Here is a 23,696-nt window from a genome sequence, read left to right as displayed (position 1 = left end):
TGCATGATGTGGAATTAGCTTCGCTTTCCGCGGGCGAACTGACGAGCCTCCTCGGGGCAACAGGATGTTGGTCACGGAGTCGTTGCCACAGGACGTGGCGTTCTTAGACTCCGTTCCTTAATTACGATGCGGGGTCTCGTCTAGTCCGTTTTCCCACAGGAGTCTTCGCTAATTCCACATCAACAAAAATAGCTATACCAGATTTTTATAATAAATTTTCATCTATTTATACCTTTTCAGTGCTTTCACTTCGTTCGCTCCGAGTTATTCTTATTCGTTTTTCCGTAGGAGTCTCGCAGTTCCTACCCATTTCTACAAATTTAGAAAAATTTAATTTCTATTAAAGCTAAAACAATTGCAGATTTAAAAACGAATAATTTAAAGCTTATTATTTTAAATCAACATTTGATAAGATATCAGAACCTGTTGGGTGAGGTTTGAAGTCTACGATATCTGCTTTACCAGCCAATAATGGCGTAGAGTGAGCAAGTGGTACCCATGGCGCTTGTTCTGAAAGGATTACTTGTGCTTTTTTGTACAGCTCATTACGTTTTGCTTCATCTGTTTCTGTTTGTGCTTCTAATAATAATTTATGAGTTTCTTTGTTTTTGAAGAATGTATAATTGTTACTTCCAATGCTACTTTCATCTAATAAAGTATATAAGAAGTTATCTGCATCTCCGTTATCACCAGTCCATCCAAGTAAGAATGCATCTGCTTCGCCTTTAGCTGCTTTATCAAGATAAGTAGCCCATTCGAATGAGACAATTTTTGCCTTCATACCAACATCTGCTAAATTCTTTTGAATCGCTTCAGCAACTTTTTGTCCATCCGGCATATATGGACGTGGTACTGGCATTGCCCAAAGTTCAATTTGTTTTCCATCATATCCAGCTTCTTTTAATAAAGCTTTTGCCTTTTCTGGATCATATTCATAACCTTTAACATCATCGTTGTAACCGCCAATTACTGGAGGCATTGGATTTTTCGCAACTTCTGCTTTTCCTTCGAAGAATGCATCAACAATTGCTTGTTTATCAATTGCGTAGTTCACCGCTTGACGGACTTTTACATTATCAAATGGCGGACGAGTAACTGTTAAGCCTAGGTATCCAACGTTCATCGATGGACGTTCGAAGATTTGTAATTTATTATTACTTTGAATTGAAGCTGCATCTGATGGATTGATGCCATCAGCTAAATCAATTTCCCCAGTGTTTAAAGAATTTAGACGAGCAGAGTTATCTGGAATAGAGCGGAATACGATTTTATCTAACTTAGGTAGTCCTTCTTTCCAGTAGTCTTTATTTTTTTCAATCGTTACGGAGTCATTACGTTTCCAAGATACAAATTTGAATGGACCAGTACCTACTGGATTGTCACCAAACTTGTCTCCTTCTTTTTCAAATGCAGTTGGACTTGCAATACCAAATGGACTCATAGCAAGGTTTTTCAAGAATGGCGCTTGCGCACGATTTAGAGTAAATACTACTTTGTAATCGCCATCCGCTTTAACCTCTTTAATTACAGCTTCTTTATCTCCTTTGAAACCACCAAACATTGAGATAAAGTAAGGATATTTATCAGCATTCCCACTCATCCAACGTTCGAAGTTCTTTACTACTGCTTCTGCGTTGAAGTCTGTTCCATCATGGAATTTCACACCTTCTTGTAAATCAAATGTGTATGTTTTCCCATCCTTAGAAGCTTCCCATTTTGTAGCAAGACCAGGTTGTAAAGTTGTATCTTGCTCCCCAAATTTAATAAGTGTTTCAAAGACATTTTGTGTTACTTTAAATGATTCACCATCTGTTACAGTGATTGGATCAAGAGATACTGAGTCTCCCCCACGCCCAAATACAAGAGTCTTTTCTTTTTTGCTATCGCCAGTGTTCGTGTTACTTTCTGTGCCATCTTTTTTATCAGATGAACATGCCGCAAGAAGTGTTGATAATACTAGCACTAACAATAGACCTACAGATAAAAACCTCTTTTTCTTCATTCAATAACCCCCATGTTTGATTAATTTATATATCATTGTTGAACTGCTCATCATAGAGATGGCAAGCAACAGAATGACCTTTTTCCACTTCTACTAACTTTGGCACGACAGTTTTACAGATATCCGTTTTAAATGGACATCTGGTATGGAATGTACAACCTGTTGGTGGATTGGATGGACTAGGAATATCCCCAGTCAGCAGAATTTGTTCTCTTTTGAAATCCGGATCTGGTACAGGTACCGCAGAAAGTAAGCCTTTTGCATAAGGATGAAGAGGATTATTATAAAGTTGTTCACTTTCAGCTAGTTCTACCATTTTCCCTAAATACATTACTCCTACACGATCACTAATATGTCTTACTACCCCTAGATCATGTGCAATAAAGATATATGTGAGTTTTAAATCTTTTTGCAAATCTTGCATAAGATTTAAAACCTGAGCTTGAATTGATACATCTAAAGCAGATACTGGTTCATCTGCAATGATGAGTTTTGGGTTCGTCATTAGAGCACGAGCAATTCCAACACGTTGTCTTTGTCCACCACTAAATTGATGTGGATAGCGTTTCGCGTGATAACTTGATAGTCCTACAATTTCTAGTAACTCATTGACTCTTCTACTACGTTCTTTCGCATCCCCTAGCCCGTGTACAATCAACGGTTCTTCTAATATTTTCCTAATAGAATGACGCGGGTTTAGAGAAGCATATGGATCTTGGAAAACCATTTGGATCTCTCTACGCGCATTTCGCATCTCCGCATTCGATAGTTTCGCTAAGTCTTTTCCTTCAAATTCTATCGAGCCTTCTGTAGGGTCTAGTAATCTCATAATCATTCTGCCAGTTGTCGATTTTCCACAACCTGACTCACCAACAATTCCTAGTGTTTCACCTTCATTGACATAGAAGGAAACATCGTCTACCGCTTTTACACTTCCATGCTCTCTGCCAAGAACCCCTTTACGGATAGGAAAATATTTCTTTAAATTATTTACTTTCAATAGTGGTTCTATCATCAATAGACGCCCCCTTTCCTTCATGTAAGAAGCATCTCGTTTTATGCACATCTGATGTTTGATATAATTCTGGATTTTCACTAATACAACGATCGGATGCAAATTCACAACGTGCAGCAAAGCGACACCCTTGCTTAACAGTACCTGGTTTTGGTACATTCCCTGGAATTGAATATAGACGTTGTTTTTTATATCTCATATCAGGGACAGATTGGATCAGTCCTTTTGTATAAGGATGCTCGGGATTTTTGAAAATAACATCAACAGGACCTTCTTCTACAATTTGTCCACTATACATCACTACAACTCTTTCGCATGTTTCTGCAACAACTCCTAAATCATGGGTAATTAACATAACCGCAGTATTTAGTCGCTTATTTAAATCCTTCATCAATTGTAAAATTTGCGCTTGAATTGTTACATCAAGTGCTGTTGTAGGCTCATCCGCGATTAAAATTTTCGGATTACATACTAAAGCCATCGCAATCATAACTCGTTGACGCATTCCCCCAGATAATTGATGAGGATATTCTTTTATTAACTCTTCAGCTCTTGGGAGTCCTACTAATTTCATCATTTCTACTGCACGTGCAGTAGCCTTTTTCTTTGACCATCCTTTATGATGAATTAAAATGGCTTCTGCTAATTGATTACCAATCGTAAACAAAGGATTCAATGATGTCATAGGTTCTTGGAAAATCATCGCAATTTCTTTTCCTCTAATCTTCCGCAATTCCATTTCTGAATATTCAGTTAAATTTTCACCTTCTAATAGTATTTGTCCATTTGTTATTTTCCCTGGAGGAGATGGTACAAGACCCATAATAGATAGTGAAGTTACACTCTTACCACAACCAGACTCACCAACTATACCTAGAATCTCTCCCTTTTTAAGAGAAAAATTGATGTGATCGACAGCTGAAATAGCCCCATCATCTGTAAAAAACGTTGTTTCAAGGTCTTTAACCTGCAAAAGTTCTTTTTGATGGTTCATCATGTCACTCCTTCAAGAGCTAATTTTCTAAAAATTCACTTTTTTTCATTCTATTATTATTTATATATAAATTGCAACATATTTCTAGTTTATGAAATAAATTGTATATCATTCTAATAAAATAAAAGGCTTCTCTAGTATAGAGAAGCCTCATTATTTTACTTACATAATATGTTAACTTTAATCTAATTTTTGAACTTGGAACAAATCATGATATATACCATTTTGTTTCATCAATGAATCATGTGTACCTTGCTCTTTTAGTTCACCATGATCGATAACTAAAATTTGATCTGCATGTGTAATAGTAGATAAACGGTGAGCTACTATCACAGTGGTTCGATTATGTGCAAGGAGATCAAGGGATTCTTGAATTAATGCTTCACTCTCCAAATCTAGCGCTGATGTTGCTTCGTCTAAAATTAGAATTGGAGGATTCTTTAAGAATACCCGAGCTATTGCAACACGTTGTTTCTGACCACCAGAAAGTTTAACGCCACGTTCCCCTACCTTCGTATCATAGCCTTCAGGTAATGACATGATAAAGTCATGAGCATTTGCAGCCTTTGCAGCAGCAATTACCTCTTCATCCGAGGCATGTGGATTCCCCATCAGAATATTAGATTTTACTGAATCACTAAACAAAATATTATCTTGTAATACTATCCCAATTTGCGAACGTAAAGACTCAATTGTTGCTTTTCGTACATCCACATCATCTACTTTGACTGCTCCTTCGATTACATCATAGAATCGAGGAATTAAACTAATGATGGTAGATTTACCGCCGCCACTCATTCCAACAAGTGCTACTGTTTGTCCAGGAGCAATGTGTAAGTTGATGTTTTTTAGAACATCTCTACCTTCATCTCCATAACCGAATGTCACATTTTCAAAATCAATTTTACCTTTTACTTGAGATAACGACTCTGAATCTGGCGCATCTACAATATCATATTTTTCATCAAATAATTCAAACATACGGTCCATTGAAGCTGCCGCTTGAGTAAGTGTTGTCGATGCATTCACAAGACGACGTAATGGATTATATAAACTGTCGATGTAGGCAATAAAAGCCGCCATCGTTCCTACTGAAAGATCACCATTGATTACTTGATATCCAGCATACCCAACAACAATAAGTGGGGCAATCCCTGTAATAGTATTCACTACGGCGAAGGTTTTAGCATTCCAACGTGTTTGTTCTAATGCTTTGTCCAAGAAATCCCCATTAGTTTCAGCAAATATTTGTTGCTCATGCTTTTCAAGTGTAAAACTTTTGATAATACTCATACCTTGTACACGTTCATGTAAATAACTTTGTACACCAGCAAGTGCTTTTGAACGTTCTCTTGTTAATGATCTTAAACGAGCAAAAAAGTAACGCACACTTATCGCATAAAATGGAAATGCAATTAATGAAACCAGGGTTAATTTCACATCTAATTTCATCATTATGCCAATAGCTATAATAATTGTACATAAGTCAATCCATACATTCATTAACCCTGTCATAACAAACTCTTTTGTTTGCTCGACATCATTGATCATACGTGAAATGACATCTCCAACACGATTATTTGAATAGAATTTTAAACCGAGTTTTTGCACATGTGAATATAATTTCTGACGAATATCGTATAGAATCTTATTACTCACTCTTTGTGCAAAATATTGTCGATAGTATTCGACTGGGGGACGAATGATAAAGAATAATATCACTGTTCCTCCAAGCCAGTAAAATAAATCTTTTGTTTTTTCTGCATTAGATAAATTATGATCACCAATAATATTATCAATTACTATTTTAATCAGTACTGGTGTAAAAAGTGGAATGGCAAATTTCACAACACCGAGAATGAAGGTAAGAAAAATGTCAAATCGGTAAGGTTTGACGAAGCGTAAATAGCGTTTCATACTCCCCATTTAAATCACGTTCCTTTCAAGTGAAAGGAGTTGCCCAAAGTTTTTTGGGCAACTCCTTTGCACGGTTTCCGATGAATGTTTAAGGTTTGTCCCCTAAGTAGAGTTACTTATGTGAGACATCTCTTGTTACTCATCATTTTCGTGTAACTGTCTTTGAAATTCATAACGGTTTGTCCATGCTTGGATAAAATCAGGAGCAAATGGACCTCTTCGTTGCTGAATCCAGCTAATTAGTTTATCTACATTAGATTTTAGGATATGGTCAATTACAGGTGGATATCCCATAGCCTTTTTATGTTGCTCATACTCATCTTCATCGAGCAGTGTATAGGTCATATCTGGAAAAACTTTTATATCTAAATCATAGTCAATATATTTCACCGCACTATGATCAAATACAAATGGTGAACTCATATTACAGTAGTAATATACTCCATCTTCTCTTAACATACAAATAATATTGAACCAGTGCTCTGCGTGAAAATAGCAAATCGAAGGTTCACGTGTAACCCAAGTACGTCCATCTGACTCGATAACGAGTGTTCTTTCATTCGCACCGATTACTATATTTTTGGTCGCCTTTAAAACCATTGTTTCCTGCCAAACTCGGTGGATATTGCCGTTGTGCTTATAACTATGTATTTGTATAATTTCCCCTTCGGAAGGAATTGCCATTCAAAAGCCCACCTTTTTAACAAACACTCCTATTGAGCATTCTTTTGTAACATTATAACAATCCTAGCGGAAAACTTGTAGCAAAAAATTGGTGAAGGTACAAAACCTTCACCAATTAGGGAATATCTTAACTAAAAATTGTTTTGTTGATTTTGTTGGCCATATTTACCTGAAGCTTGAGCTTTATTTTGCTCTGCTTGTTGGTTTTGTTTTTTTACCTCATTTAAATTTGTTTCAGAACCAAACTCTTCAGCAGCTGATTGACCAAATTGACCAGAAGCTGTTTGTTTGCTTTTTTCAGCTTGTTGGTTTTGTTTTGCTACTTCTTGAAAGTTAGTCTCTGAACCAAATTCAGTACTTGCGTTGTTTGAATTAGTAAAATTCTTCTTCATTGAATATCACCTCCACGCAATATAATCTGTGCATAGAGGCTTTTTTTATACTCAATAAATTTATTAAATATTTAAAGTTCTTCTTTGTAGTGTTGCCAAACCTTTTGCATCGGTACTGGCATAGGCAATTCTTTTATTTCTTCAATTGAAAACCAAGCACTGTTTTCAGGTGTATCGCCTTTTTGTTTTACACCAATAATATAACTGTCCACATGCCAGACAAGATGTGAAAAAACATGTTTGAATGTTAAAAGTTTTTCACGATTAATTAGTTCCACTTGATAAGTAGTTGCAAGTAGTGATTCATTTGTATATGTTGCTTTGCTATTTTGTTCAATCATCGGAAATTGCCACATATTCGCAAGCAATCCTTTTTCAGGTCTTTTTTCTAATAGGAATTGGCCTGTTTCATTTTGTACCACAAACATATCATAATAGAGATTTTTTGTTTTTGCTTTTTTCGTTTTAACTGGCAGTTCTTCAGGATTTCCTTCATTGAATGCTGTACAATATTCCCTTACTGGACAGAGCAAACATTTTGGTGATGTTGGTGTACATACTAATGCGCCTAATTCCATTAATCCTTGGTTAAATTCTGATGGGTACTCTGTATTAATTAGCTCCATAACAGCATTTTCAAATATTTTTTTTGTTTTGGGTAATGTGATATCTGCATCTATTAATAGTACTCGACTTAGTACTCTCATAACATTACCATCTACTGCATGTTCAGCCTTGTTATAGGCAATACTTAATACTGCACCGGCAGTATATGGTCCGACACCTTTAAGTTTTGAAATTTCAGGACGATTATCAGGTACTTTGCCTCCATAGGTTTCAACTACTTCACGAACACCAGCTTGTAAATTTCGCGCCCTTGAGTAATAACCAAGCCCTTCCCATTGTTTCAAAAGTTTTTCCTCAGGTGCATTAGCTAATACTTCTGGTGTTGGAAACTCTTTTATAAATCTATTATAGTACGGGATTACTGTATCTACTCTTGTCTGTTGAAGCATTACCTCTGAAACCCAAATTTTATAAGGGTCTTTTGTCTTTCTCCAAGGCAAATCTCTATTTTCTTTTTGAAACCACTCGACTAATGCTTTTTGAAATTGTTTTTTATATTGATAATACACGATTCTCTCCTAAGTAATTTCGATTTTATTTCACATAAAAAATGGGTAATATAGTGTAAACTAGTGCATATAAGTAGCGTTTCTATATCGGCACACTTTTCGCATGTCAAGTAAATATAAAAATCATCTATTTGCATTTCTCATACTTGACGTTCATACTGTACGTAAAATTCCAATAGACAAACACTTATTTCTATCATAATATCAACAAGACTCATTAACGAAACTAATGCGAATATTTTATATTTTCTTCTCTCCCACAAAATAAGGAGTTGATCATCTTGGATTCTGGCACACATCTAGTTATGGGAATCGCTCTGGGTGGCCTAGCTTTAGTTGACCCAGTTGTTGCTCATAATTCACCAACTACAGCTGCAGTTATTACTGGTATGATTATTGGTTCACAAGCTCCAGATATTGATACAATTTTAAAATTACGTGGCAATGCCACTTATATTCGGCACCATAGAGGAATTACACACTCAATTCCAGCAGTTATATTATGGCCTATTTTGATTACCGTTTTTCTTTCAATTATATTCTCTAATGCGAATCTTTTACATCTTTGGCTTTGGACGTTTTTTGCTGTATTCTTACATGTCTTTGTAGATATTTTTAATGCATACGGAACACAAGCCTTAAGACCATTTTCAAAACAATGGATTGCTCTTGGCTGGATTAATACGTTTGATCCAATCATCTTTGCACTCCATGTTATCGCACTTATGATTTGGGCATTTGGTGCTAACCCAGTTCCGACAATGTTTACGTTGTATAGTGTTATTTTCATCTATTATATAATACGATATTTCCTTCAAAAATCTGTGAAGAAAGCTGTTCATAATACGATTCCTGATGCTAAACGTATTATTTTATCGCCAACATCACACTTTTTTCAATATCGTGTAGCTGCAAACTCTGAAACTCATCATTATGTTGGGCGAGCATACGGGCGCTCAATTACGATTTATGATAAGTTTCTAATCGAACCATTACCAGATACGCCTGTATTTAAATCAGCTATGAAGGACCCTAATTTTATATCATTTGTTTCCTTTTCTCCATTATATAGATGGGAAGTTGCTGATATTGAAGACGATTTAATCGAAGTTAGACTGATTGATTTACGTTATCGTAGCAATAATCGCTATCCGTTTGTTGCAATTGCTCATCTAACCCAGGACTACGAAATCGTAAACTCATTTACCGGGTGGATTTTTAGTGAGGATAAATTGCAGAAGAAACTTGTTGTATGATTTATATATGAAAGTGACTTGTTTCCAAAATTTGCACCAACACCCTTTAAAACACACTGACCGCTCCAATAATGGAACGGTCAGTGTGTTTTATTTTACTTCATCTAGCAAATGCGCATATTTTGGATTCCGCCCTGCAAACTCATGAAGCTGTGCGCCATAGCTTTCAATCCATTGCAAAATGATTTTTTCAGTCATTTCTGCACCACGATAGTCATAGCCTGCCTTAGCATATGTGGATTCAAAATCTGACCATAGTAGTTCAATCCAAACACGTGCTTTTGGTTCAGAAACACTTGGGTTTTTGGTACGTAGTTTAGCAACTAACTCATTTATTTTTTGCTCCACTAAAATGCCTCCTTGACTGGAGTTAACATAGAAATAGGTAATGCTTCTTCATAATGATTTCCGCCCAATCGATAGCCCCATGCATAAACACCTTTTAAATAGTCTACTTGGAAGAACATGCCTGGATCGTTTTCTATGCGGTAAATTTCTCCCGGTTTAAAGTCATCTGGGTTTAATAAGTAAGCTTGCGCTAATAATGCTTTACGTTCATAAACAGCAAACTCATTTAAAATACCAAGTTGTTCAGCCTTACGTGCTTTTTCTTTCAATGTTGCAATCGTTTCACGTAATTCATTAGGTGTCATTTCACTAAATTTTTTATCCATCGTCTTGCTCCTTTTGTTCTATAAACATTTCAATTTTTTCAATAGGGAAACCTTTTTGATAAAGTGCTTGTTTCACTCGTAACTTTAATTCATAGTCACTATATTTAGAAGCATACTTATTCCAAACTTTATCTCCTTGTTGGCTAATCATTTCTGTCCATTCGTCTTCATCTTTAGATAATTCAATCTGTTCAAAGACTTGCTCAACTATAGTAAAAGAGTATCCTTTTCGAATAAGCATTTCTTGTATCTTCTGCTTCATTTGGCTAGGCGTTTTACGATGCTCATTGCGTATAGCTTTTTCAGCTAATTGCAAAGCTATTTCTAATTGTTCCTCCTCAGAAAACGAATGTAAAACTTGCTGTTGAAGTTTCTGATCTATCCCTTTTTTCTCTAAATCCTTTTGAATTGCTCTAGGACCTTTTTTAGCTGTTTTCTTCTTCGTTTCTAACAATGCTTTTGAATAGCTTTCATCATTTAAAAAGCCTAGCTTCTTCAATTTTTGTAATGCTTCTTGAATAACGGCTTCACCAAATTCCAAGTCTTTCAGTTTTTGATGAACTTCATGCTCGCTTCGCATTTTAAAACTTAAAAAGGATAATGCACGATTGAATGATCTTTGAATCTCATCGTCAAAAGCAATTTCATCTACTGTTAAGTCATCTATCGTCTTCCCTTTTGTAAGACTATACTGAATTAAAATAGCCTCATCAATACTAAATGCATATTCTTCATTTAGATAAATATTATAACGTTCCTGATTTCGTTTTTGACGGCTAATTTTGGTAATGACTCGAGACATCCAATCCCTCCTTTGCTATGCTTAGTATACAACTTTTCCATCCTAACATCATGGAAAGTGTCACATATAGCATATCTTTGATTCAAGTAAGTACAAACATCACTATGTTTTTATTAGATGAATCATTTTCACAAATCCATTTTTGGTTTTTAAATTTATGAAAATACAAATACTAATAGTATTAATCAGTTTTATGCATGATGTGGAATTGGCTTCGCTTTCCCGCAGGAGTCTTCGCCAATTCCACTTCAATACAGATAGCCACATACAAAATTTTATTATAAATAATCATCTATTTTGACTTTTTCAGTGAGTTCATATCACCATATCAGGAGAGAACAAACGTCACTTAGTTTTTACAATTAATCTGGATGCAATCTTAATTATTAATAGTTGAATCAATTTCATTATGAAAAATTCATATAAAACGAACAATTAATGATATCCAATTTTGGTTATTGTGAAGCGAAGGACGGCGACTCCTACGGGAAAAGCTTGAGCTGAAAGCCCCGCAGGAACGTAGTGACGAGGAGATTGAAGCCAAGCCCGTGGAAAGCGCCGTCTGTAGCGGAGCATCCATATCGAGGCGAAAAAGTTAAAAATGTTCTTATTTAAAAGCCCAAATAGATTTATGAAATTGATTCAATTCATAAAAGATATGAACTTAACTGATTCAGGAGGATTTGTTATGAAAATTGCTATTACAGGTGGTTCAGGATTTGTCGGTCAAGAACTTGTTAAACACTTACAACAGCAAGGGCACGAGATTGTTATTTTAACTCGAAAGAATAATCATTTTACAAATGGCATTCAATACATTCAATGGTTGTCCAAAAACTCCTCTCCAGAAGACTATTTAGAAGGAATTGAAGCAATCGTTAATTTAGCTGGTACTTCTTTAAATAAAGGGCGTTGGACTGAAAAACATAAAGAAGATATTTATGAAAGTCGGTTATCAGCTACAAATGAAGTAATTCGCCTCCTAAAGATTTTAAAAACTCCACCTAGAGTACTGGTAAATGCCAGTGCAATTGGTGTTTATCCTGCTTCTACAACAACAACATATACAGAAACGTCACAGGAAATCGCCAACGATTTCCTTGCAAAAACAGTTCGCGATTGGGAGCAATCGGCAAAGGTAGCAGAAGAATTAGGTGTACGTGTTGTCTTAGCTCGATTTGGTGTGATTCTTGGCAAAAATGCAGGCGCTCTTCCAATGATGGTCATGCCATATAAACTTTACATAGGTGGAACAGTCGGCACAGGATCCCAATGGGTATCGTGGGTTCATGTCGAGGATGTAGTTAATGCTATAACATTTGCAATTAGCAATGAAAACTTACAAGGTATTATAAATGTCACTTCTCCAAATCCAGTTCGGATGAAAAATTTCGGTGAAACAATTGCAGCAGTAATGCATCGTCCTCATTGGTTTCCTGTACCCTCACTTTTAATGAAAATGGCACTCGGTAAGAAAAGTCAACTTGTTTTAGAAGGTCAGCAAGCCTTACCAAAAGTTTTATTGAATTCAGATTTTCAATTTCAATATCCAACTCTTTATAGTGCATTAGAAAATTTATTGTAATTGCATAATTTCATCTAAACAACACAACCTATCTAAAAAAAGAAAGGTTGCGTTTAACATGATTAAACAGCATGCAACTGGTATTGTTTTAGCTATGGCCATTATTATTACGGGTATCATTGCGAATCCGTTCACTGCGTCTGCTCAAGAATTTAGTTGGGGATTTAAAAAAGCGCAAAACGAAGTACCACCGGAAGCCGGCGCTTCATTTGATCAAATGCTTGCAAAATACGGAGCCGTATATAAAGGAAAAACTGACGAAAAAGTAATGTATCTTACATTCGATTGTGGTTATGAAAATGGTTATACCGAATCAATTTTAAACACTTTGAAAAAAGAAAACATTCAAGCTACATTTTTCTTAACTGGACATTATTTAACGAGTGCTACGCCATTAGTTACACGTATGGTAAAAGAAGGACATGAAATTGGAAATCATTCTGATAAACACCCAAATATGGCGAGACTAACAAAACAGCAAATGTTAGATGAATGGAAGCGCTTTGATCAAAAGCTAGCCCAAATAACAGATGTAGAAAGAACAGTCTTCGCAAGACCTCCAGAAGGTGTTTTCAGTGAAGAATTATTGAGAGTAGGCGAAGAAGCTGGCTATCGCCATATATTCTGGTCAGTAGCTTTTAAAGACTGGCTAAAAGACAAACCTCAAGGCTGGCAATACGCATACAATAACTTAATATCTCAAGTACATCCAGGAGCAATCATTTTAATGCATACTGTTTCTCCTGATAATGCAGAAGCACTTCCTCGCTTTATCGAAGATGCAAAGAAAAAAGGCTATCGCTTTGATTCCATTAATAATCTTGTAAATGATATCCCTTTGGTACCTAGTTCATAGTTGAAGCTGTTTCTTCCCTTACACTGAACCGTTCGCTATAATGAAAAGATGAAGTGAAAAAGGACGTGTAAGTTTTGGTGCAACAACCTACAATGACATTGGGGCAAAGAATCCCACTAACAATCAAACGATTAGGTATTAATGGCGAGGGCATCGGTTACTATAAACGCAACGTTGTTTTTGTAAAAGGTGCTCTTCCTGGAGAAGAAATATATGCTGAACTAACGAAGATTAATCGTAACTTTGCAGAAGCTAAGGTATTAAAAATTCATAAAAAATCAAAAGCTCGCCAAATCCCACCTTGTTCTGTGTACGAGGAATGTGGCGGCTGTCAATTACAACATATGAAGTATTCATATCAGCTAACTGCCAAACGTGATGTAATTGTCCAAGCATTAAATAAATATGTTAAATCTGAAGCAAAAGATATTCAAATTCGTCAAACTATTGGGATGGAAGACCCTTGGCATTACCGAAATAAAAGTCAATTCCAAGTGCGAAAACCTGGCAATCAAGTCCTTGCTGGATTATACGCAGAAAACAGTCATAAACTATTAAATATTGATGAATGCCTTGTACAACATCCGATGACTACAAAAATAACAAACGCTACAAAAAAGATTATCAATGATTTAAATATTCCTATTTATGATGGTCGTTCATTAAAAGGAATTATCCGTACAATTGTCGTACGTGTTGGAATACAAACTGGTGAGGTTCAGCTAGTACTAATTACAACAAGTAAAAACTTTCCTAAAAAGGAATCGCTCGTAGAAAAATTAAAACAAATGGATCCAGCAATTGTATCAATTGTTCAAAATATTAATGCTGATAAAACTTCCCTTATTTTTGGCGAGCAATCCTTTACGCTTGCAGGTAAAGATACAATCCATGAAGAACTTGGAGAATTCGCATTTGATTTATCAGCAAGAGCATTCTTCCAATTAAATCCAAAACAAACAGTTCATCTATATAACCAGATCAAACAAGCCGCTGCATTAACTGGTAAAGAAATGGTAGTAGATGCATACTGTGGTGTTGGAACAATAGGCTTATGGCTAGCAAAAGATGCGAAAGAAGTACGTGGAATGGACATTATTCCCGAAAGCATTCAAGATGCAAAACAAAATGCGAAAAAACATGGATTTAATCACACTCAATACGTTACAGGTACAGCCGAAAAATGGTTGGATGTATGGCAAAAAGAAGGGTTCGTTCCAGATGTATTAACTGTCGATCCTCCACGTACCGGCCTTGCACCTAGCCTGATTAATACCATCTTAAAAGTAAAACCAAAACGAGTTGTTTACACATCATGTAACCCATCGACACTTGCAAAAGATTTACAAGAATTAACTAAAATTTATCATGTTGAATATATTCAACCAATGGATATGTTTCCTCAAACATCACACGTTGAATCTGTATCATTATTAACGTTAAAATAGTAAAAATAGGCGGCTTTCACCTTGAAAAGCCGTCTATTTTATTAAATTAAGAAATTCCTTAAGTATTTTCATCCTAATTAATAAAAAATTCTAGCAAATGTACAATTTTCTATTTACAGTAAATGAAAACGCATACATAATAGTTATAAAATACTGTATAAATGGGGGGAATATATGAAAAAGATACTACATTCAATTCAATGGAAACTAATGCTGACCTGTTTATTACTAATGATCATTCCCTGCTTTATCATTGGCATTTCAAGTTTTTTTAATGCCAAGCAAAGCATGGACGAATTAGGTAAAACAATTGTGAAAAACAGTGTTCTAGCAACATTACAGCAAATTGATTCATTAAATAAAGAGGTTAAAAACGGCACAATCTCTTTAGAAGATGCACAAGAGGAAGTAAAAGAGCAAATCCTAGGTAAAAAGAATAGTGATGGTAAACGTGAAATTTCCAATAAAGTTGACTTAGGAGAAAGCGGCTATCTTTTCATCTTACAAAAAGACGGTAATATGCTCGCACATCCGAATATAGAGAATAAACAGTCTTGGGGATTAAAAGATAGTAACGGTCATTATTATATTCAATCTGTCATTAAAAACGCAGAAAAAGGTGGAGGATATGCCGAATATCAATTCCCTCTTCCTGACAACCCTGATAAGTTAGCAGACAAGATTACTTATTCAGAAATGGATCCAAACTGGGGATGGATTGTTTCTGCAGGTACATACAAAAAAGATTTCAACCAATCCGCAAACAATTTACTTATTGTCCTATTTATTGCATTAGCTATATCACTTGTGATTGGAGCAATCGCAATGTACTTATTGGCAAAACATATTGGTGTCCCTATAAAAAAATTAACAGGTAATTTAAAGCATATTTCTTCAGGTGATTTAACTGTACAGCTTGATGAAACAAAACGTGGTGATGAAATTGGTCAATTAAACAACCACTTCAACGTGATGGTAACGAATATTAAAACGTTAATCACTGATGTAGATAGTACGATTAAGGAAGTTCGAGAAGCCTCATCAAATCTTGCTGCTGTCTCTGAGGAAGTGACTGCTTCAACAGTCGAAATTACAAAAGCTGCCGAAGAAGTTTCAGTAGGAACTACAACACAAGTTAATGATGCAGAACATGCAAAAGATGCAGTGACCAAAGTTTCTCAGCAAATCCAATTGCTCAACAAAAAAAACAATCATATGTTACAAGCTTCAGAAGGAATGCAAAAATCATATGAAGAGGGCTTACACAATTTAGTTATTCTAAAAGAAAAATCGTCGAAATCAACTGATTTAGTAGAACATGTTCAACAAGTATTTGTTTCCCTATCATTAAAAATGAAAGATATTGAAACTATTATTTCATCTATTAACGATATTTCAGCCCAAACTAATTTATTGGCTTTAAATGCGAGCATTGAAGCCGCTCGTGCAGGTGAACACGGCAAAGGTTTTGCAGTAGTTGCTGAAGAAGTTAGAAAATTAGCTGAACAAACCAAAAACTCTACACAAAGTGTTCAACATACGTTAAGAGGCATTGAAGAAGAAACAATGCTCGCTAACGACGAAATTTCTAAAACATCCTTGATTGTCCAACAACAAAATGAGGCTGTTCATAATACTGGACTATCATTTGACCATATTAAAGAAAACGTTCAAACAATTTTAATAGCTATTGAAGACGTATCCTCTAATTTTATTACTTTAATGACTTCAAAAGATGAAATTATGGATTCAATGAATAGCATTATGAGTGTTAGTGAACAAAATGCTGGTGCTACTCAAGAGGTATTCGCATCACTTGCCGAACAACAAAAAGTTATTCAGGTTGTAGCAGAATCCGCTACTGATCTATCCGATGAAATTCAATCTTTAAAATCTTCAATTGAACAGTTCAAAATTAACTAATGAACTATTATAAAAAGGAAGGCCTAAAGTCAATTCTGACAGTAGGACTTCCCTTTTCTTTTTATAATGTTGTTTGCTTTTTATCTTCTCTCCCGAAGATAAAACTAATAGCAAAGATCACAAGCAAAATAATGGATACTAGCAATAAGAAACTGTAGTTTTGCACAAATTGTAAATATAGCCCACCTAATAATGGTCCTGATAAGCTACCAAAACTAAAGAAAATACTACACATTAAATTCCCTGTTGGCAGCAACTCTCTTGGGGTCAAATCACTCATATACGAAATCCCTAGTGAGAATAATGAACCGCAGAACATTCCTGCAAACAAAAAGCTAGTAGCTACTAAAATTTCATATGATTCTACGATGCTTCCTACTCCAAAGAAAATTCCTCCACCTAATAGTGAGCTTAATACAATTTTCCGACGTCCAATTTTATCGCCCAAAGTTCCAAGTGGAATTTGCGTAATAATCCCACCTATTGAAAATGCCGCTAAAATAATCGATACCATTGAAACTTCGAAATGATTTCTTAGGGCATATACAGGGAACAACGAATTTAATGAGGATTCTAAAAAACCATAACAAAGGGCTGGTAAACAGCCGATCCATGCAAATTTTAAAGTGACTGTATAACGTTTAAGTATATTTTCCCCTACACTTTTCGTTTGTATCGGTTCTGGTTTTTCATTCTTCAAAAAGAATACTAGTGACCAAGCTAATAAGCAAAGGAGCGAAGAAAGGATAAACGGAAAGGCTTCGGAAATCTTTGTCAATGGGACCAATAGCGGGCCAACAGCGAAACCTGTACCAAATGATAATCCATAAATCGCAATATTTTTGCCAAGACGATGTTGAGGTGATGTACTTGTGATCCAAGTTTGAGTTGAATAATGCAAGGAGTGATCCCCAATCCCAATAAGTAACCGAAGGATAAACCAAAATAATACATTCTTCCATAACGGAAATAAAAGAAGGGATGTAAAGACTATTGCTCCACCCACCAAAATAATTGGTTTATAACCAAATTTCCGTAATGGTTGCTCGATAAATGGGGATATAAGTAACGTTCCAATATAAAGTCCCGTCGCATTTAAACCATTAAGCGACGATGCTACACCATCTTGTTCGAAAATAACTGATATAAGTGGCATTAACATACCTTGTGAGAATCCTGAAATGGATACTATAATGACTAAAATCCAAAATCTTTTTTGTTCTAATCGCTGATTTATTTCCACTGCAACCTCCAATTTTTACTAACCATTGATTTCGTATGTAACCGAAAGTATGAAATTATCTTTCATGAAACTTTATTTATGTATTTTTTGGATACTTGGACAATTTTATCATAATTTTACATAGCATGTGAATTACTTTCGAATACACAAAAAGACTCAGTTCACATACAATAAGTAGTGTACTGAGTCTTTTAACAATCTGTTATTTGCATTATTTGTTACATTAAACCCATTTTCGGCCTAAGCCCGGACCGAGAATCTGTTTAACTCCCTCCTTCATATTGCAAATCTATAGGTTCCTGTTCCATACCCTTTGCAGCGGTTAATCATATTACATTCCTTACGAATCACTTCCAATTAAGAGAGGTCTCTTTATCAGAAAACATTTTACATAAATCTCTTGGGAATAAATACATTACCAGCTTTTATCATATTGATGTGCTACATTTGGGCATCATAATAAGGAAGAGGACTCCTACGAATGGGTTGCTATTCCGGTGATTTCTCACTTTTACCTCCTTCCTTTTATGTTAATCTCATATTAACATTTTACTTTAGTTTTGTAAATTTTCTTAACTTACAAAAAATTAAAATAACTCTTTCGACCTATAATTTTGGATTTAGAATTGAAAAAATTGATAAAATCGTTTACTATGGTGATGATGAAATGAGGTGTAACGATGAGCAAATCAATTACGGACAAAGAGCAACAAGTAACTTATTTGAAAGAACGTCTGCAAATTTTCGTAGAAGTATTAGATGCTATGGATCCTGAAACTGCAGACTTACAAGATATCGATCGCCTTATTGAAATGATGGACGATTTAGAAGACAAAATGGAACAATTCAAAAACCGTCCTGAAAATTAAATCTCAAATTATTACTTATGAAATTTTTACAAGAGCGTATATATTATATACGCTCTTTTTTTCATGTTTTGGACAGGTTATAATAGGATTGGTTAAAAAATTACCTTTTTGAGGGGGCTATTACCATGAATCTAAATACACTAGAACAAAGCATTTATAATTTAGTGACTGAAACTTCTACTAACTTACCAAAAGACGTTCGTCGTGCCATTAAAAAGGCAAAAGACGCAGAAAACGCTGGTACTCGTGCCGCAATGAGCTTAGATACAATCGCGAACAATATTTTCATGGCAGATGATAACGTTTCACCTATTTGCCAAGACACTGGTCTTCCTACTTTCAAAATTAAAACTCCTGTTGGCGTAAACCAACTTGAAATCAAAGAAGTAATTAAACAAGCAATCGTTCGAGCTACAAAAGATGCAAAATTACGTCCAAACTCAGTGGACTCTTTAACTGGCAAAAACAGCGGAGACAACTTAGGCGCAGGCGTTCCTGTTATGAAATTTGAACAATGGGAAAATGATTATATCGAAATCAAGCTAATTCTAAAAGGTGGCGGCTGTGAGAACAAAAACATTCAATACAGCTTACCTTGCGAACTTGAAGGACTTGGTCGTGCAGGTCGTGATCTAGATGGTATTCGAAAATGTATCCTACATTCTGTTTATCAAGCACAAGGTCAAGGCTGTTCAGCTGGCTTTATCGGCGTTGGTATTGGCGGAGATCGTTCTTCTGGATATGATTTGGCAAAAGAACAATTATTCCGTAATGTAGATGATATTAATCCAAATTCAGATCTTGCTAAATTAGAGGATTACATATTAGAAAAAGCAAATACATTGGGCATTGGCACAATGGGATTTGGTGGTGAAGCAACACTACTTGGTTGTAAAATCGGCGTGATGAACCGTATTCCAGCTTCTTTCTATGTTTCTGTCGCATATAACTGTTGGGCTTACCGCAGAATGGCTGTTGATATTGATGCGACTACAGGTGAAATCAAAAATTGGCATTATCAAGAAGGCGAAAAAATTGCATTTGAAGATGCAGCTCAAAATGCAGATAAAGAAGATAAAAAAGAAGTTATTGAACTTCGTGCACCAATTACAGAAGAACAAATTCGCTCTCTTCACGTTGGTGACGTAGTGAAAATCACTGGCCGTATGTATACTGGTCGTGACGCAATTCATCATCATTTAATGAGTCATGATGCCCCAGTAGATCTAAACGGTCAAATCGTATATCACTGTGGTCCTGTAATGGCAAAAGACGAAAATGATAACTGGACTGTTAAAGCAGCAGGCCCTACAACATCTATTCGTGAAGAACCATATCAAGGAGATATTATGAAAAAATTCGGTATCCGTGCAGTTATGGGAAAAGGCGGTATGGGACCAAAAACGTTAAAAGCTCTTGAAGAACATGGCGGCGTTTACTTAAACGCAATTGGTGGTGCAGCTCAATATTATGCAGATTGCATTAAATCAGTTGATGGTGTAGACCTAATGGAATTTGGTATTCCAGAAGCAATGTGGCATTTAGGTGTTGAAGATTTCACTGCCGTTGTTACAATGGATTCTCATGGAAACTCATTACATGCTGATGTTCAAAAAAGTTCACTAGAGAAATTAGCTGAACACGCTGAACGTGTATTTTAAAAAAACTGATACTAAACCTCTCTAAAAGAAATTTTGGAGAGGTTTTTTATTAACTTTTTTTCACACTCCCTTCCTCATTTCAATAAGTTGTCATAAACCCATTCAAAATATCGATTATTATACTTTTCACCTCCCTCCCTCTATGTTATAATAATTCTAAATTAGAAATGATTTTAAAATTTTTATCAACAACATTAAACCGTTATTAATAATAGATATATCAAGGTTTTGATATTGATTTTCATTATCAGGAGGTATTGCAAATGGAAATAACAAAAGAGAATGGTTATCATCTAATTGAGAAAACAAAGGAACATGCAGAACTTATAGCGGCTCTTCTTTCTGGCGTTTTAATCATGGTTGCTTGGTTATTAGGTAAAAATGTTGAAACTACTGCATCCATTATCTTCTATATATTAGCATTCATAATTGGTGGTTTTGCAAAAGCTAAAGAAGGCGTTGAAGAAACAATTACCAACAAAGAACTGAATGTTGAGTTCTTAATGATTTTAGCAGCTGTCGGATCTGCAATCATCGGATATTGGACGGAAGGTGCTATTCTAATCTTCATCTTTGCTGTTAGTGGAGCATTAGAAACCTACGCAATGAATAAGAGCCATAAAGAAATCTCTGCATTAATGGATTTACAACCAGAAGAGGCCTGGCTAATAAAAGAAAACGGCGAAACAGAACGTGTAGCTGTCGCTTCTCTACGCTTAGGTGATCGATTACTAATCAAGCCAGGTGAACGAGTACCAACAGATGGCGTTATAATCGAAGGTGCTACTTCAATTGATGAAGCTGCTATTACTGGTGAGTCCATCCCTGTAACAAAATTAGTTGGTGCAGATGTGTTTGCAGGTACTGTTAATATGACAGGTGCTGTTACGATGGAAATGACAAAACCAAATTCAGAGTCATTATTCCAAAAAATTATCGATCTTGTACAATCTGCCCAAAGCGAAAAATCACCTTCACAACAATTCATCGAACGTTTTGAAGGTACTTATGTTAAATGCGTTTTAGCTACAGTTGCACTTATGATGTTTGTCCCTCACTTCTTACTTGATTGGAACTGGACAACAACATTTTATCGTGCCATGGTCTTACTAGTTGTAGCATCACCTTGTGCACTCGTTGCTTCTATTATGCCTGCAACATTATCAGCTATTTCAAATGGCGCACGTAACGGTGTATTATTCAAAGGTGGTCTACACATTGAACATTTAAGTGTATTAAAAGCCATTGCATTTGATAAAACAGGAACACTTACGCAAGGTAAACCAGTTGTAACTGACTTTATCGTACGCGAAGGTGAAGATGCACAACAAATTCTATCCATTATTGCTGGAATTGAAGCTAAATCAAACCATCCTCTGGCTCAAGCAATCACTGCTTTCGCTACAAAACGTGGTATTGATTCATTTCATCAAGCTCAAATTGAAGATGTACCCGGTTGGGGATTAAAAGCAACTGTCGAAGACCACTCTTACAAAGTTGGTAAATCCGATTTTGTTGGTAGAGATGATGCATTTAAATTTGCTAAGGGTATTGCCCCTAAGCTTGCTGAAGAAGGTAAAACAATAGTCTTTTTAGCAGATGATAACGGTATAGTTGCACTTGCTGCTATGAAAGATACTGTACGAGAAGAGGCAAAAAAAGCTATTGCTCTATTGAAAAACTTAGGTATTCGTACTGTGATGTTAACAGGCGATAACGAAAAAACAGCAAAGGTAATTGCAAAAGAAGCTGGTGTTGATACTTACATCGCAGAATGTTTACCTGAAACAAAAGTTAATCATATTAAAGATTTAATGAAAACATACAATCATGTTGGTATGGTCGGTGACGGAATTAATGATGCCCCTGCCCTAGCTACTGCGACTACAGGGATTGCAATGGGTGAAGGTACAGATGTTGCTCTCGAAACTGCAGATGTTGTATTGATGAAAAATGACCTTTCCAAAATTGCTTACGCTGTAAAGCTATCACGTAAAATGCAAACCATCGTGAAGCAAAATGTAATCTTCTCGATCTCCGTTATCGTATTATTAATTATTTCTAACTTCTTACAAGCAGTAGATCTACCACTGGGTGTAGTTGGTCATGAAGGAAGTACGATTTTAGTAATTTTAAACAGCTTAAGAATGCTTAAGAAAATTTGATAAAATAAAAAGACTTCTCGCCTTTAATGACGAGAAGTTTTTTATCTATTCTTATTTCTATTCTTCTTTTCTAGCATTTCTCTTCTTTGTTGCGTAATAGCATTTATTTGGCCACCCACCATTAATATTATTCCTGTCACATACAACCATAACATAAGAATAATAATCCCACCGATACTACCATATGTAGCTGAAAAATTCGCAAAATTATTTATATAATAAGAAAACAAATAGGATACTAACAACCACGAGACTGTAGAAAATAATGCTCCTATTAACACACTTCTTAAATACAATTTAATATTTGGCATAATCCAGTACATTAATGTTAGGACAATAAAGATTACTATTGGTGGTAAGATCAATCTGAATTTATTCCAAACGATTAAAAAGTCTTCCTCAAACCCAAATGCAGAAAATAAAAACAAACCAATTTGTTCACCGAACACTGGAAGGACAAGTGCGACGACAATTAGCATGATCAACATTAAAGTAAACACGACAGACATAAATCTTGCAACTATAAATGGTCTCGTTTCATCTTTGTCATAAGAACGATTTAATGATTTCACTAACGCATTTACGCCATTAGACGCAGACCAAATCGTACCGATTACCCCAATTGATAGCAACCCACCATTACGATTTTCAAGCACCTCTGTAAGCGTTCCTTCAACCATTGTATACACTTCATTCGGTAGCATTTTCTCCAGAATCATATATATGATATCCCCGGAAAAGTCCAAAAAGGGTAATAATGTCATTAAGAAGATTAGCAATGGAAATAACGATAATAGGAAGAAATACGCTAATTGCGCACCAAATCCTGTAATATCCGCATCTTTCAACCTTTGGAAAAATGCCAAAATAAATCCCTTTAGCTCTGTGACATCATATTTCTGATCTAGCTTATCTTTTTTTTCTAAATGCATAAGTTTCATCTTATTGAAGATTTCAGATGATTTATCTCCCCTACGAGTTGACATCGATTTGGAGTTTCCTGAAAAACTATATCTTCTATAAAGCTTCATACGTTTTCTACTTTTCCCCATAAGGGATTCCCCCTTTGTATGA

20 protein-coding genes are annotated in these 23,696 nt (G+C 35.5%); 8 read left to right on the top strand and 12 right to left on the bottom strand.

Annotated features, from left to right (window positions below; translation table 11 throughout):
* Positions 1-388 precede the first annotated feature (388 nt).
* The 7 genes from ABE048_RS12410 to mutY all read right to left on the bottom strand — a co-directional run bounded on the left by ABE048_RS12410 (position 389) and on the right by mutY (position 8,140).
* Positions 389-2,002, bottom strand: coding sequence for an ABC transporter substrate-binding protein (locus tag ABE048_RS12410; protein ID WP_430311585.1), 1,614 nt, complete (start codon positions 2,000-2,002; stop codon positions 389-391).
* 25 nt (positions 2,003-2,027) lie between these two features.
* On the bottom strand, positions 2,028-3,017 hold the full coding sequence (locus ABE048_RS12405) for an ABC transporter ATP-binding protein (RefSeq protein ID WP_430311584.1): 990 nt from the start codon (positions 3,015-3,017) through the stop codon (positions 2,028-2,030).
* A complete protein-coding gene (locus tag ABE048_RS12400) occupies positions 2,989-4,011 on the bottom strand; it encodes an ABC transporter ATP-binding protein (RefSeq protein WP_430311583.1) in 1,023 nt (340 codons plus the stop codon). The genes ABE048_RS12405 and ABE048_RS12400 overlap by 29 nt, the downstream gene beginning before the upstream one ends.
* Before the next feature lie 180 nt (positions 4,012-4,191).
* A complete protein-coding gene (locus tag ABE048_RS12395) occupies positions 4,192-5,937 on the bottom strand; it encodes an ABC transporter ATP-binding protein (RefSeq protein WP_430311582.1) in 1,746 nt (581 codons plus the stop codon).
* 126 nt (positions 5,938-6,063) lie between these two features.
* The gene (gene ntdP / locus ABE048_RS12390; RefSeq protein ID WP_430311581.1) at positions 6,064-6,612 is read right to left on the bottom strand and encodes a nucleoside tri-diphosphate phosphatase; all 549 of its coding nucleotides are present in this window, start codon (positions 6,610-6,612) and stop codon (positions 6,064-6,066) included.
* A gap of 131 nt (positions 6,613-6,743) precedes the next feature.
* Positions 6,744-7,004, bottom strand: a complete 261-nt coding sequence (locus ABE048_RS12385; protein WP_430311580.1) for a gamma-type small acid-soluble spore protein — start codon at positions 7,002-7,004, stop codon at positions 6,744-6,746.
* A gap of 71 nt (positions 7,005-7,075) precedes the next feature.
* Positions 7,076-8,140 carry an A/G-specific adenine glycosylase gene (gene mutY / locus ABE048_RS12380; protein ID WP_430311579.1) on the bottom strand — a complete coding sequence of 355 codons (1,065 nt, stop codon included), beginning with the start codon at positions 8,138-8,140 and terminating at the stop codon, positions 7,076-7,078.
* A 281-nt stretch (positions 8,141-8,421) separates the two neighbouring features.
* Here mutY and ABE048_RS12375 point away from each other — a divergent pair, with 281 nt between their 5' ends.
* Positions 8,422-9,396 (top strand): metal-dependent hydrolase, encoded by a 975-nt coding sequence (locus ABE048_RS12375; protein ID WP_430311578.1) that lies wholly within the window; start codon positions 8,422-8,424, stop codon positions 9,394-9,396.
* A gap of 90 nt (positions 9,397-9,486) precedes the next feature.
* Here ABE048_RS12375 and ABE048_RS12370 read toward each other — a convergent pair whose 3' ends face one another.
* Genes ABE048_RS12370 through recX form a run of 3 tightly spaced genes read right to left on the bottom strand, consistent with a single transcriptional unit; the run spans position 9,487 to position 10,872 of the window.
* Positions 9,487-9,744, bottom strand: coding sequence for a YfhJ family protein (locus ABE048_RS12370; RefSeq protein WP_430311577.1), 258 nt, complete (start codon positions 9,742-9,744; stop codon positions 9,487-9,489).
* Positions 9,744-10,070 carry a YfhH family protein gene (locus ABE048_RS12365; RefSeq protein ID WP_430311576.1) on the bottom strand — a complete coding sequence of 109 codons (327 nt, stop codon included), beginning with the start codon at positions 10,068-10,070 and terminating at the stop codon, positions 9,744-9,746. Before ABE048_RS12365 ends, ABE048_RS12370 begins: the two co-directional genes overlap by 1 nt.
* Positions 10,063-10,872 carry a recombination regulator RecX gene (gene recX, locus ABE048_RS12360; protein ID WP_430311575.1) on the bottom strand — a complete coding sequence of 270 codons (810 nt, stop codon included), beginning with the start codon at positions 10,870-10,872 and terminating at the stop codon, positions 10,063-10,065. Before recX ends, ABE048_RS12365 begins: the two co-directional genes overlap by 8 nt.
* A gap of 688 nt (positions 10,873-11,560) precedes the next feature.
* Between recX and ABE048_RS12355 the strand changes: the two genes are divergently transcribed.
* From ABE048_RS12355 to ABE048_RS12340, 4 genes are all read left to right on the top strand, one after another.
* Positions 11,561-12,457 carry a TIGR01777 family oxidoreductase gene (locus ABE048_RS12355; protein ID WP_430311574.1) on the top strand — a complete coding sequence of 299 codons (897 nt, stop codon included), beginning with the start codon at positions 11,561-11,563 and terminating at the stop codon, positions 12,455-12,457.
* Positions 12,458-12,515: 58 nt separating this feature from the next.
* Complete coding sequence (locus tag ABE048_RS12350) at positions 12,516-13,313, top strand: polysaccharide deacetylase family protein (RefSeq protein WP_430311573.1); 798 nt, start codon at positions 12,516-12,518, stop codon at positions 13,311-13,313.
* 74 nt (positions 13,314-13,387) lie between these two features.
* Positions 13,388-14,761 (top strand): 23S rRNA (uracil(1939)-C(5))-methyltransferase RlmD, encoded by a 1,374-nt coding sequence (gene rlmD / locus ABE048_RS12345; RefSeq protein ID WP_430311572.1) that lies wholly within the window; start codon positions 13,388-13,390, stop codon positions 14,759-14,761.
* Between the two features lie 174 nt (positions 14,762-14,935).
* Positions 14,936-16,684 (top strand): methyl-accepting chemotaxis protein, encoded by a 1,749-nt coding sequence (locus ABE048_RS12340; protein WP_430311571.1) that lies wholly within the window; start codon positions 14,936-14,938, stop codon positions 16,682-16,684.
* 61 nt (positions 16,685-16,745) lie between these two features.
* Here ABE048_RS12340 and ABE048_RS12335 read toward each other — a convergent pair whose 3' ends face one another.
* The gene (locus tag ABE048_RS12335; protein WP_430311598.1) at positions 16,746-17,921 is read right to left on the bottom strand and encodes an MFS transporter; all 1,176 of its coding nucleotides are present in this window, start codon (positions 17,919-17,921) and stop codon (positions 16,746-16,748) included.
* Between the two features lie 686 nt (positions 17,922-18,607).
* Between ABE048_RS12335 and ABE048_RS12330 the strand changes: the two genes are divergently transcribed.
* The 3 genes from ABE048_RS12330 to ABE048_RS12320 all read left to right on the top strand — a co-directional run bounded on the left by ABE048_RS12330 (position 18,608) and on the right by ABE048_RS12320 (position 22,622).
* Positions 18,608-18,796 carry an SE1561 family protein gene (locus tag ABE048_RS12330; protein ID WP_430311570.1) on the top strand — a complete coding sequence of 63 codons (189 nt, stop codon included), beginning with the start codon at positions 18,608-18,610 and terminating at the stop codon, positions 18,794-18,796.
* Positions 18,797-18,921: 125 nt separating this feature from the next.
* Positions 18,922-20,457, top strand: coding sequence for a fumarate hydratase (locus ABE048_RS12325; RefSeq protein ID WP_430311569.1), 1,536 nt, complete (start codon positions 18,922-18,924; stop codon positions 20,455-20,457).
* Positions 20,458-20,720: 263 nt separating this feature from the next.
* Positions 20,721-22,622, top strand: coding sequence for a heavy metal translocating P-type ATPase (locus ABE048_RS12320; protein WP_430311568.1), 1,902 nt, complete (start codon positions 20,721-20,723; stop codon positions 22,620-22,622).
* A gap of 41 nt (positions 22,623-22,663) precedes the next feature.
* Here ABE048_RS12320 and ABE048_RS12315 read toward each other — a convergent pair whose 3' ends face one another.
* Positions 22,664-23,674 carry a YihY/virulence factor BrkB family protein gene (locus ABE048_RS12315; RefSeq protein WP_430311567.1) on the bottom strand — a complete coding sequence of 337 codons (1,011 nt, stop codon included), beginning with the start codon at positions 23,672-23,674 and terminating at the stop codon, positions 22,664-22,666.
* Positions 23,675-23,696: the final 22 nt, after the last annotated feature.

The organism is Rummeliibacillus pycnus, assembly GCF_050459865.1.
In the GTDB taxonomy this organism is placed as follows: Bacteria; Bacillota; Bacilli; order Bacillales_A; family Planococcaceae; genus Rummeliibacillus; species Rummeliibacillus pycnus_B.
Note: the sequence above shows the minus strand (reverse complement) of the source record. Positions and strands in the feature narration are given on the sequence as shown.

Bases quoted from the DNA above. Each gene is read 5' to 3' on its own strand.
- ABE048_RS12410 (WP_430311585.1), bottom strand. From the start codon at position 2,002: ATGAAGAAAAAGAGGTTTTTATCTGTAGGTCTATTGTTAGTGCTAGTA.
- ABE048_RS12405 (WP_430311584.1), bottom strand. From the start codon at position 3,017: ATGATAGAACCACTATTGAAAGTAAATAATTTAAAGAAATATTTTCCT.
- ABE048_RS12400 (WP_430311583.1), bottom strand. From the start codon at position 4,011: ATGAACCATCAAAAAGAACTTTTGCAGGTTAAAGACCTTGAAACAACG.
- ABE048_RS12395 (WP_430311582.1), bottom strand. From the start codon at position 5,937: ATGGGGAGTATGAAACGCTATTTACGCTTCGTCAAACCTTACCGATTT.
- ntdP (WP_430311581.1), bottom strand. From the start codon at position 6,612: ATGGCAATTCCTTCCGAAGGGGAAATTATACAAATACATAGTTATAAG.
- ABE048_RS12385 (WP_430311580.1), bottom strand. From the start codon at position 7,004: ATGAAGAAGAATTTTACTAATTCAAACAACGCAAGTACTGAATTTGGT.
- ABE048_RS12365 (WP_430311576.1), bottom strand. From the start codon at position 10,070: ATGGATAAAAAATTTAGTGAAATGACACCTAATGAATTACGTGAAACG.
- recX (WP_430311575.1), bottom strand. From the start codon at position 10,872: ATGTCTCGAGTCATTACCAAAATTAGCCGTCAAAAACGAAATCAGGAA.
- ABE048_RS12355 (WP_430311574.1), top strand. From the start codon at position 11,561: ATGAAAATTGCTATTACAGGTGGTTCAGGATTTGTCGGTCAAGAACTT.
- ABE048_RS12350 (WP_430311573.1), top strand. From the start codon at position 12,516: ATGATTAAACAGCATGCAACTGGTATTGTTTTAGCTATGGCCATTATT.
- ABE048_RS12340 (WP_430311571.1), top strand. From the start codon at position 14,936: ATGAAAAAGATACTACATTCAATTCAATGGAAACTAATGCTGACCTGT.
- ABE048_RS12330 (WP_430311570.1), top strand. From the start codon at position 18,608: ATGAGCAAATCAATTACGGACAAAGAGCAACAAGTAACTTATTTGAAA.
- ABE048_RS12325 (WP_430311569.1), top strand. From the start codon at position 18,922: ATGAATCTAAATACACTAGAACAAAGCATTTATAATTTAGTGACTGAA.
- ABE048_RS12320 (WP_430311568.1), top strand. From the start codon at position 20,721: ATGGAAATAACAAAAGAGAATGGTTATCATCTAATTGAGAAAACAAAG.
- ABE048_RS12315 (WP_430311567.1), bottom strand. From the start codon at position 23,674: ATGGGGAAAAGTAGAAAACGTATGAAGCTTTATAGAAGATATAGTTTT.